Annotated in this window: 3 protein-coding genes and 3 pseudogenes; 4 read left to right on the plus strand and 2 right to left on the minus strand. The window is 67.4% G+C overall.

Going from position 1 to position 9751, the window contains the following annotated elements:
- Positions 1 to 13 precede the first annotated feature (13 nt).
- Positions 14 to 5182, minus strand: coding sequence for a HEAT repeat domain-containing protein (locus tag ACIQGV_RS38855; RefSeq protein WP_402504002.1), 5169 nt, complete (start codon positions 5180 to 5182; stop codon positions 14 to 16).
- 124 nt (positions 5183 to 5306) lie between these two features.
- Between ACIQGV_RS38855 and ACIQGV_RS38860 the strand changes: the two genes are divergently transcribed.
- The 3 genes and pseudogenes from ACIQGV_RS38860 to ACIQGV_RS38870 form a co-directional block, all read left to right on the plus strand.
- Positions 5307 to 5510, plus strand: a complete 204-nt coding sequence (locus ACIQGV_RS38860) for a hypothetical protein (protein WP_402504004.1) — start codon at positions 5307 to 5309, stop codon at positions 5508 to 5510.
- A 626-nt stretch (positions 5511 to 6136) separates the two neighbouring features.
- Positions 6137 to 8551, plus strand: a complete 2415-nt coding sequence (locus ACIQGV_RS38865; protein WP_402504005.1) for a hypothetical protein — start codon at positions 6137 to 6139, stop codon at positions 8549 to 8551.
- Positions 8552 to 8939: 388 nt separating this feature from the next.
- A pseudogene (locus tag ACIQGV_RS38870) lies at positions 8940 to 9190 on the plus strand (transposase family protein); the annotation flags it as partial.
- Here ACIQGV_RS38870 and ACIQGV_RS38875 read toward each other — a convergent pair.
- A pseudogene (locus ACIQGV_RS38875) lies at positions 9181 to 9411 on the minus strand (transposase); the annotation flags it as partial. The pseudogenes ACIQGV_RS38870 and ACIQGV_RS38875 overlap by 10 nt on opposite strands.
- On the opposite strand from ACIQGV_RS38875, the pseudogene ACIQGV_RS38880 reads away from it, so the two are divergent.
- Positions 9394 to 9615: pseudogene (locus ACIQGV_RS38880) on the plus strand (hypothetical protein); the annotation flags it as partial. The pseudogenes ACIQGV_RS38875 and ACIQGV_RS38880 sit on opposite strands and share 18 nt — an antisense overlap.
- Positions 9616 to 9751: the final 136 nt, after the last annotated feature.

Consider the following 9751-nt stretch of genomic DNA (forward strand, 5'->3'; position numbering starts at 1 on the left):
AGGGATGCGTCCGTCAGCTTCCGCGGAGTGTGTCGAGCAGCGCAGCCGCGTAGGGGCGGACCTCGGGGTCTTCGTCTTCCGCGGCGCGGTCGGCGAGCAGCATGGCCGTCCGTCTGTCGGGCCATTCAAGAGCGATCATGGCGAGGACCCGTCGGCGGATTGCGGGGTTGGGATCGAAAGTGGCGCTGTGCTGGGCGACTGACCGAGCGTCGTCTGCAGCGTGCAGCAGGGACTGGAGGGCACGCAGCCGTTCTTGCACGCTGCGGCCGTAGGCGGCGAGGGGCCCCTCGGGCGGAACGGCGCGGATGCTCACATCGAAGGCGGCTTGACGGATCAACGGGTCAGGATCTTCCTTTGCGCGGTCGGCGAGCAGTGCTTCTTGGCCGGTTGTTCCGGGCAGATCGGACAGCGCGGCCAGAGCGAGCCAGCGGCTCTCGGCGTCCGGGGCTGAGAGGGCTTGGTCTTGCAAACGTTCCATGGCTGCTGTGCTGTGATTGGGCCAGCGGTTCGCCATGACGACGGATGCCGCCCAGCGCAGGTCGGCGTCCGGGTCCTGGGCGGCACAAGCGGCGAACAGGGCGCGCACATCGTCGTCGCCCCAGAGGGTGGCCAGGGCTTTGAGTGTTGTCCAGCGGACATTGCTGTCGGAGTCGTGCTCGGCTCGCTGCGTGAGCGCGGCACGGAGATCCGGGTCCGCCGGCCGATGTACGGCCAGCAGCGCCAGGGCCATGCTGCGCATGGTCGGATGCTCGTCGTCCGAGGCCACCTTGAGCAGCAGTTCCCGGCGGTCGTCGCCGGCCGAGGATTTCCGGATGAGTTTGTTCAGCGCCGCCGAGCGCACATCGCGGTCCTCGTCCTGAGTGGCGCGTTCCGCCAGTACACGTCCGGCCTGCTCCACCGGCAGCGTGCTGACCAGGGCGAGTGTTGCCGCCCAGCGGACACGGGGGTCTTCGTCGTGCGCCGCCCGGTCTGCCAGCAGTACCCGCAACCGCTCCTCGTCAGGAAGACCGCGTACCAGGGCAGCGGTTGCCGTCCAGCGGTTGGAGCCTGCCGGATCGTCTGTGGCGATCGTTACCAGCGCGGGCACTTCCTCGTCGGCGACGGGGCCGTCCCCGTCCCAGATACGCAGTACCGTCCGTGTGACGTCGTGGTCGACGTGTTCCCGGATCCGGTCCACGAGGAACGCTCGTACCTGTTGATTGTCGGCGTGGTGGTCCGTGAGATGGGTGAGCGCGGCAAGTCTGAGGGCTGGGTCGGTGTCGTCGGCGGCCACGGCGAGGAGCACGGTGGCGGGGTCGGTGGGCGGCAGCACACCGGTCCAGGCGTTCAGCAGCGCGCGCCGGACCTCGGTGTCCGGGTCCTGGCGTACGCGGACGGCGAGGAACGCTCGTACCTGTTGGTTGTCAGTGTGGTGGTCCGTGAGACGGGTGAGGGCGGCGAACCTCACGGTGGGGTCGGTGTCGTCGGCGGCCATCGCGACGAGCGTGGGTGTGGGGTCGCGGGAGATGCCCGCGCCGGTCCACGCCTCGAGGACCTTCCGGCGGACCAGAGGGTCTGGATCCTGGCGAGCTCGCATGGCGATGAACGACGCCACCTCTTCGTCGTGAGCCCAGTCGTCGGACAGGCGGGCGACGGCCGACAGGCGCACATCCGGCTCGGTGTCCCCGCGGCCGAGGGCCAGCAACACCTCGCGGAGGTCCGATGCCTGCCCGCTGCGACCGAGCGCCGAGGCCGCCCCCCAGCGGACGGCCGGCACCGGGTCACCCACAGCCATGCCGACGAGTACGGTGCGCACGTCCTCCCGCTCCAGGCAGGCGTCCTCGAGCGAGGACACCGCGGCGAACCGCACCATGGGGTCCACTTCCCGGTTCACGACCTCCACCCACTGCGACCAGACCTCGTCGTCGTGAGGCTGGTCCTCTACGAAGCTCCTCAGTGCCGCCGCCCGCACCTCGGGGTCGGTGTCGTCCGCCGCCCGCCGGGCGAGCAGAAGCCTCGCCCGGGCTCTGTCGGCCTGATGGTTCACCAACGCGGCCAAAACTCCCCAGCGCAGGTCCGGGCTCTCTTCCGCGACCATACGAGCGGCCAGCACGGTGCGGACCTCCTCACGGTCCTCGCAGTGGGAGACCCAGGCTTTCAGCGCGGTCCAGCGGACCACGGGTGAGGCATCCTCTGTGGCACGCGCCCGCAGCAGGCGGAGGACACCGTCGTCCTTCGGCCACCGTGTCAGTGTCCGGACAGCTGCCCAGCGCAGCTGCGGTTCCTCGTCGTTCTCGGCGCGTGCGCACAGCAGTCGGCGGGCCTCGTCGTCGCTCCGGCGGTCCAGCAGCGGCGGCAGCGCTGTTCGGCGGACGAGCGGGGAAGGGTGCTCTGCCAGCTGCGCCAGAACAGGTTCGAGGCTCTCGTCCCAGGACAGGTCGGCCGCCAGTGCCTCGGCTGCCGTCAAGGCCGGTCCGGCAGCTGAGGCATCGACGGGGTCCGTGGTGTCTGTGGCCACGGCTACGAGAAGATCACGTACGTCCGCGCGGTCGGGCCAGCGCAGCAGACCGTCGACCACTCGTCGGCGGACCTCGGCATGAGGGTCGCTCGTGGCCCGCTGCTGCAATGCCTCGCGGACCTTCCGGCTCTGGGGCCACCGGTCGATGAGCAGAGCGACCAGCTCGCAGCGCATCGCCGCGTCCGACTCCACGTACAGGCGCTCCATGAGCAGCTCGGGGTCGCCCGGCCATGTCGTGAGCAGTTCAAGTGCCTTGAGCCGCACTCCGGGGCTGTGATCGCGAGCCGACCGGTCGGCCAGGAACTCCTGCGTGGCCCTCTGGGAGCTCCACCCCTCGGCCAGAGCTTTGAGGAAGATTTCGCGGTCCGGTCCGTAGAACGAGCCGGCCGCGAGCCTGCGCAGCTCCGCCGGATCGGGACGCAGGGCGACTGCCAGTTCGGCCGCTTCGGTGCCGGCCTCGGAGAACTGTCCGCGCAGGTGGTACCACCGCAGATAACGCTCACGGCCGGTCCAGTAAGGTCCGAACATCTGGAAAGCCGACGCCGCGGCAGGTATCCACGGCAGCGCGGCGTCGGTACTCGTGTCCAACAGAGCGCAGACGGCGTCGACGACGGCGGCACTCTGTCCGGACAGCCCGCCCACTGCGCCCACTTCGGCCAGGGCCCGTAGGGCGAGGACGACATGACCCGCCTCCATGGGATCCTGCTGCTGAGCGTGCAGCACGAGAATGCGGTCGACGGCGGCCGCCGCCGCGCGCTCGCCGAGTTCACCGATCAGGAGCAAGAGCACCTCGTGCCAGGCCGGGTCGGCGGCGTGAGCCGTGACGATCTCCTCGACATACTGCTTGGGCGTGCGCTCCCAGTCGTCTTTGATCCGCTGGATGATGTCGATGGCCGCGAGATACTCCAAGAAGGCGCGGTGGACGAATCCATACACTTCGCCGCCGTAGCGCGAGAGGATGAAGTTGCGTTCGCGCAGTTGCGCGACGACGGCCCGGGAGCAGGTGGCGGCGAGGGGCGGTGGTATCTCGTACCGTGCACGCAGATGATCGCCGATCAGTCGTTCGAGATCGCTGCCGTGAATGTGATTTCCGGCGATCCCACCCGTCCCCTCCTGCATCGCTCGGGCCAGGAGCTGGAGCAGCAGGGTGCGTTCCCGTTCCCCCAGCGCGTCGAGCGTGCTGGCCACGCTCTCGGCAAGTTCGGCCTGCAGATGCTTGGCCTGCTGGTCCCAATGGGCGACAAGAACCGTGACGGCGTGCTCGTAGACGCCGCGGCGGTCGCGCGGCAGGACCTTGCGGCGTCCGATGATGGCCAGGATCGTCAGCAGCAACGGATTGCCGGCGATTTCACGCACCGGCCTTGAGGCCGTGACGGCGGCGACCAGTTGCCCGGCGAGACGGTCGGCGAGTTGCGGATCATGCCGACAGGAGAGTGTGTACCAACGGTGCGCGAAGTCACTGATCTGGGACCCGTCGAGATCCTGGAGCATGTGATGGCTGAAGTCCGCACCGTCGAGAACGGCCCGCTGGTAGCCAATGGTCCGGGAGGTCACGATGACGCGCGCGGAAGGATAGCGGGCGGCGAAGGCCGCGATGCGGTGCTGGGTGTCCTGGCGGATACGCGGATCGAAAAGTTCGTCCAAGCCGTCGAAGACGACCACCGCCCGGCCCGAGCGAAGGAGTTGCAAGGTCACAGACGGCGGCGGGGCCATGCCCCGGTTGATGTGCAGGTGCGTGATGAAGTCCTCAAAGGTGCGCTGGCGCCACTCCCCCGCGGCGTACTCCCTGAGTTCCACCAGCAGGGGGACATGGCCGGCCAGCGCCGCCAGTGGGCCTTCCGGTGGCGCGCCATGGGTCAGCGTCAGTGCCAGGTAGCGGGCGAGCGTGGACTTTCCGGCTCCGGGATCGCCCAGCAGTACGGTTCTGCGCCCGCCCTCGCTTGCGAGCACCGTGAGGGCGTCGACCACGGGCGTGCGCCGGTAGGAGTCCTTCAGCTGCTCGATGGCCTCTTGGATCTCCGCGAAGAAGTCCGGCAGCCCGGTCTCCGCCGGTTCGTCCGCCGAGGATGTGGACTGTTCGGGCGGTTCCGTTTCCGCCGCCAGGTCCCCGGACTCCAAAAGGCGGTGGACCAGTTCGCGGGGCAGCTCGACGGGCGGTGGGTCGGCCCTGAGACCAGGAACCACAAAGACCTCACGCACGGCGACCGGCGGGTGATCGCTCTGGTCGGACAGCGGTGTGAGGACGTCGAGTTCGAGATGCGCGTACGTCTGCCTGACCCGTAGCGCGTAGGCGGCCATGGCCTCCTCGTCCGGGGCGGGGCCGCCATGTCTCTCCGCCGCCTGGTGATCGGCGCGAACGCCGGAATCGACGTCCGGGCGGCTCTCGCCGAAGCGACGCGGCGAGAGCCCGGGCGCTTCCCGTGCAGTGCCGGAGACTGCAACCGCTCGCAGCCGCAGCAGCGGGTCAGGATCGAGTCCGAGGGCAGCCGCAATACTGCTGACGGTCTGCGCTGACGGCACGGGCGCCGAAGCGGAGAAGGCCCGGCTCACCGAAGTCCGCCCGAGCATCGCCCGCCGGGTGAGTGCTGATTTGGTCAACCGCTTGGCCACCAGCGCGGTTTGGAGACGTGCTCGTAACTCCGTCAGCGCCGCTTCGGGATCAGACGGCTCGCCACTGCTCGCCATTGGCCCCCCCTCTGCCGTACCCGCGTGTTCGCCTTCTCTCGCTTTATACCGCCGTGAACCTTCGCGAACGGGTCTTCCCCGAGGTTCGGTGCACACACCGTTTTCGGACCGGAGGAGTTGGGACATGTCTGTTCAGACCATCGCTGTCGTGCTCTCGTGCGCTCTGGCAGTGCTGATCTCGACGCTGCTGGCCGGCGCCGCCGGCTGTCTGGCACGCCGCGACGGCGCCACCGGCCCGACCGCAGCGGTCCGTGCGGCCCAGACCTTCGCCGGGACGCTCACGGTGCTTGCCGCTGTCACGGGGGCAGTCGCAAGCGTCCTGCGCTGAACCCGGTGGCGGCCGGCCACGTTTGTCCGCAGGCGGGCAGCGACCCCCCACAGCTCGCTCTTCGCACGGCAGAACGAGCTGCAAAGCCAACACCGAACACCGATCGGCGAGCCTTGAAGTCGGCCAAGGGCGGTTGGCGCCGAGCGCGGCCGGACGCCCGGGCGGTCAAACGGGCTGTGCGGTACGCCGGCGTCGGCAAGCCGCCGTTCGACCTGAAGGACGTCTCCCCCACACGCACAGCCCTGGCCACCGGCGGCCCGTCTCGCCGCACTCCCGCTCGACCGGGTTCACGTTCCCCGGCAAATGACCTGGTCGGGCGCCGCCGCTGACCGAGCGCACACTCACCCGTGAGTCCCTGGCGACCTCCGCGCTGGAGGCACCGGCGCCGAACCGTTCGGCGGCCTCCATCCGGATCCGCTTCGCTCCGCATGGAATTCGTTTACGAAACACAGCACCCATACCATGGCGGGCGCAGGGAGAATTGGAGCAACAACAGTAAAAAGAGCATGATCCGATAATCTCCAGGAGAGAGATTGAGCGCAGCAGGATCCCGAGGCGACCGCGTGCACGGAACATCAAGCCACCGAATTCCGAAATCGGCCCTTCGTTCCGTCAGACTCAAGACCGTGCTCTCCATCATGGCAGCCGCCGCACTCTATGCAGGGCTTAACATCTGGACGGGCATGGACACCTTCGCGGTGATCATTTTCGGCGGCCTGGCCGTAAAACCCTCCCTCTGGCTGATGCGCCGTTTCAGCCACCGCGCCGCCTCCATCAAAGAAGGAGCAACGGCCAGAGTCTCCACCTCCTTCGGATTAATCCGAATTGCTTGCCTGGTCTTCCTGGTGGCATTGACCGCGCTGGCCTTCTCCTTCCGCGGCGGGTTCTTTCCCTCTCCGGAATGGCGGACCGCGAGCCCGGTCGACACACTGCTGGTGGCCGCGTGGCTAGCGGCAGTCGTTCTGCTGGTTCGCGTCGATGTCGAATGCCGGCCCGCGGCGGCACGCGCCGTTGGGGGGAGCCGCAAGCCTGACCGGCAGAACAGCGTCGCCGTAGTCGTGGTCCATGGAATCGGCAACCAGAAGCCCGGTGGCCCCCTCGAGGAGGTGGCTGGGTCTGTAGAGCAGATTCTCTGCCGGCAGGCATCACAGCGCGTCATGGTGACGAGACGACCCAGCGACGGCGAGACCTTCGCGCATGTCGAATTCCAGTACGCAGGAAGGGTCGACAAGCAGCGGGTCAAGCAACGGGTCGTGTTCCTCGAGGCGTTCTGGGCTGACGCCGGACGCCGGCCGAGGGGTCTGCAGACCCTGGTGTGGATCGTCAAGTCGATTCCGTTGATGTTGCTCATGGCAGTGGCGCCCGACCGGCGGGACGTCCAAGGCCCGAGCTTCATGCGCTTCTTCTGCCGATTGGCTTTCCCGCTACTGGTGCTTCTCTCGCTGTTCCAGCCCTCTATCCGTCTGTTCACGCTCATCCTCCTCGGGATTCTGGCGGCCAGTACGGCCTTTCCGCCATGGAATCTTTTAGGTGACGTGCAGATCGCGGCCGCCAGAGACAAGGAGTTGTCGAAAATCATCGGCGTCATCAACTCCGCAATCGACGCCGCCTTTGTGATGGCGAGTCGCGTGGTCGTGGTCGGACACTCCCAGGGAGGGTTTCTCAGTCTTCGGGCTCTCGAACTGCGCGCCCGGGAAGCTGGAGTCAAGGAGCGGATCAAGTTCATCGGAATCGGGTCGGGTTTGAAGCCGATCAGCCTGTTGAAGGATTTCGGTGACCGACGGTCCATCTCCGCCGCCGCCGCACTGGCCCTCGGCGTGCTGCTGCTGATGATCTCAGTCGTGCCTTTTTTGCTGGCTATCCTTCAGAGCCAGGAAGGTTTCATCAGCTGGTGCCTCAGGGTCAACAAACAGCTGATCGACCATGGAATCGACTCAGGGCGACCGCCAGGCGGCAGGTTTCCCGCCCTATGGAGCCATCCGAGTGCTCTCCTACCCGATTGGGGGCAGGTGCTTGCCCTGCTCTCGGGAATCGGGCTCTGTCTCTTCGCGGGAGCTTCTGTCCGCCCTCGCGTCCGGAACGTCGGTCGAGCTCTGCGCTGCCCTCACAGCGTCTCCAGGTGGATCGAGATCACCAGTTCGGCGGACACCGTCGGCCGACTGGCGTGGCCGCCTCTTGCCGACCCGCATGTCTGGAACAGTCCAAGTCTGGGACAGCCCCTCCTGGACCACGTCCGCTACTTTCGGCGGAGCAGCCCTGTCGCCTGGTATTTGGCGTCTACTTTGTTCCCCTCCTTGCTCGGGGGCGTCGTCCCGGCCCTTCGGCAATGGGCGAACTACCTCGACATGCGTATCTGGAGAGCGCGAGCCCTGTCCGGGGCGCTCGGCCTCGTCATCCTCGTGGTCTATGCTTTCGGCCGCCTCGACCCCGACGCGCGGGGGATGCGTGCCCTGCTGGATCAGACCAGGGATCCCGGTGTCACATTCGTTGGCCTGCTCGCCGTCACGCTGGTGGCGCCCGTACTCGGAATGGTCGACCGGTATCGCCTGTCCACCGCGCTTGATCTGCGCCCTATGGCTGCTCCCCCTGAACTCAGGCGATCCCCCATGTGGCTCCGGGCACTGGGTGCGAGTGTATTGTTCTCATTCGCGGCGGCCGTGGCGACATCTGGCCATGATTCGGCAAGATATCCACATATGTCGTCCACCGAAGTCCGGCTGCTATCCGTGGCTCCAACCGTGACTGCCGGTCTGATTTGCCTGCTTGCGGCGTTGCTGGCGGTCGGGTACAGCTTCTCGCTACTGGCCTGGGGGGTCGTTTCGCTGGTGATCTACTGGTCAAGCTACCTTCCGGGGCACGGGCCGGAGTTCCCCATCTTCGTGGGATTGTGTGCGTTTCTCGCCGCGTTGAGCTTTACAGTTGTCGGCCGCTTCGTTGCGCGCCCCGTCGAAGTGTCGGATGCGGCCTGGCCGAGTTATCAGCCCGGCCGGACCGCACCGCTGCGGTCCAGGGCAACGCGTCCGAAACGAGAATCCCGCTGATGCCTGCGCCGGAGATCGCGGAACCGATGTTCGTGTCGTGGTGCCGTGAAACTACAACCTCGCGCATGGCTGGAGGGTCATTTTCGCCCAGCTTTTCATCCCTGAATCTGCTATTTGGTCCATGGTGTCGGGCTGCACCAGGAGATGGTGCTCTCGCCGGTGAGGCGGCGGGCCATGGGGTCGGTCATGACGGTGTGGATCATGGAGCATTTTCGGCGGGGCCCCCGATCGGGTGACGGTCGGATGATGGGCGACCTGTGCAGAACGGACGAGGCCCCTCGGCGGTTGAGCGAGATGTCTGACGTCTCGACTCTTCGGCCGGGGAGCCTCATCGGTCACGTACCCTGCCGCACTGGACCTGCCTCATGCGCCGGTTGAGTGGGTGACGATGCTGATCGTCACCCGGGAGGGTGACCGCCGCCGCAAGCTCCGGCCCTCCCAGCGAGCCCTGGTCGCACCGGTGCACCTGCGCAAGCACGGCACCCTCGCGCAGACCGCCACCGGCTTCCGGATCGGCGTGGGCACCGCACACACCCACGTGCACGCCGTCATCGGTCTCCTGGCCACCGCGCTCCGGGGCCGACCCGTGCCCCGCGCGACACGGACGCGCAGTACGTGCTGCCGGACGGCACACTCGCCGCGGTGACCAGCACCGCGAGCAGGAGTCCGAGCGTGTCGGTGACAATGCTCCGCTTGCATCCCATGATCTTCTTCCCGGCATCGGTGCCCTGGCCGGAGGCGGGGACGCTGGTGGAGGTCTTGACGCTCTGGGCGCCGGTCACGCAGGCCGGCGGCTCGCCGTCCTGTCCTTCCTTCTCCCGCAGGAGTTGCCTGAGCAGGCCGTTGAGCCGGGCTGTGACATGAAGTCGCCGCACGAACTCTGGTCCGATCCTGTCGAGGCCGAGGCGCTGAAGGTTCGACTCGACGATCTGCACCGGGCGAAGATCCGGCTCGCCGATGAGGTGCTCGCAGTCGGCGACTGCATCGGAGCCGAAATCGCCTACGCCCGGTCGCTGGGCAAGCCCGTGCGGTTCACGCACCCCGAAGTCGACCCCCACGCCTGACCGCCCACCCTCACACCCTCCGCAGGCACCCCTTGGAATTGTGAACCGTTCCGGGTTCGGTAGGGACTCGATCATTTGAGAGGATCGAGTCATGGCACGTCCTTCCCAGTACCCGCTTGAGCTGCGCCGTCGTGCG

It is taken from the genome of Streptomyces sp. NPDC093094 (assembly GCF_044754345.1).
GTDB lineage: Bacteria > Actinomycetota > Actinomycetes > Streptomycetales > Streptomycetaceae > Streptomyces.

Excerpts from the sequence above, each read along its gene's own strand:
- ACIQGV_RS38855 (WP_402504002.1), bottom strand. The coding sequence starts at position 5,182 with ATGGCGAGCAGTGGCGAGCCGTCTGATCCCGAAGCGGCGCTGACGGAG.
- ACIQGV_RS38860 (WP_402504004.1), top strand. The coding sequence starts at position 5,307 with ATGTCTGTTCAGACCATCGCTGTCGTGCTCTCGTGCGCTCTGGCAGTG.